Source organism: Geminicoccus flavidas, assembly GCF_009806515.1.
In the GTDB taxonomy this organism is placed as follows: Bacteria; Pseudomonadota; Alphaproteobacteria; order Geminicoccales; family Geminicoccaceae; genus Geminicoccus; species Geminicoccus flavidus.
Genome location: NZ_WUJP01000600.1, coordinates 1 through 544, shown reverse-complemented (window position 1 = coordinate 544; position 544 = coordinate 1). Strand labels below are relative to the sequence as shown.

Sequence of the window (544 nt, the reverse complement as noted above, 5' to 3'; positions counted from 1 at the left end):
CGGGCGGCAGTGCCGTGGACGCCATGATCGCCGCCCAGTTCGTCCTGAACCTGGTGGAGCCCCAGTCGTCCGGGATCGGCGGCGGCGCCTTCCTGCTCCACTGGGACGCGGCCGCCGGCGAGCTCACCAGCTTCGATGGCCGCGAGACGGCACCGGCCGCGGCGACCTCGGAACGGTTCCTCGGCGCGGACGGCCAGCCCATGCCGTTCGCGGACGCCGTGCCGGGCGGCCACTCGGTGGGCGTCCCGGGCACGCTCGCCCTGCTGGAGCTGGCGCATCGGCTGCACGGCCGGCTGCCTTGGCCGGACCTGGTGGCGCCGGCGATCCGGCTGGCGGAAGAGGGTTTCCCCATCTCCCCGCGCCTTGCCGGCGCCATCGCGGACAGCAGCACCGGGCTCGCCGAATTCGTCGAGACGCGCGCCTATTTTCTCGAGGAGGACGGCACGCCGCGTGCTGCCGGGAGCGTGCTGCGCAACCCGGCATTCACCCGGACCCTGCGCCAGATCGCGGCGGCAGGCTCGGCACCGCTCTACCAGGGTGCGAT

Annotated in this window: 1 protein-coding gene; it reads left to right on the top strand. The window is 74.1% G+C overall.

Annotated features, from left to right (window positions below; all coding sequences use genetic code 11):
* Positions 1–23: 23 nt before the first annotated feature.
* A partial coding sequence (locus EQG76_RS17075) for a gamma-glutamyltransferase (RefSeq protein ID WP_235031416.1) occupies positions 24–544 on the top strand: 521 nt, incomplete at its 3' end.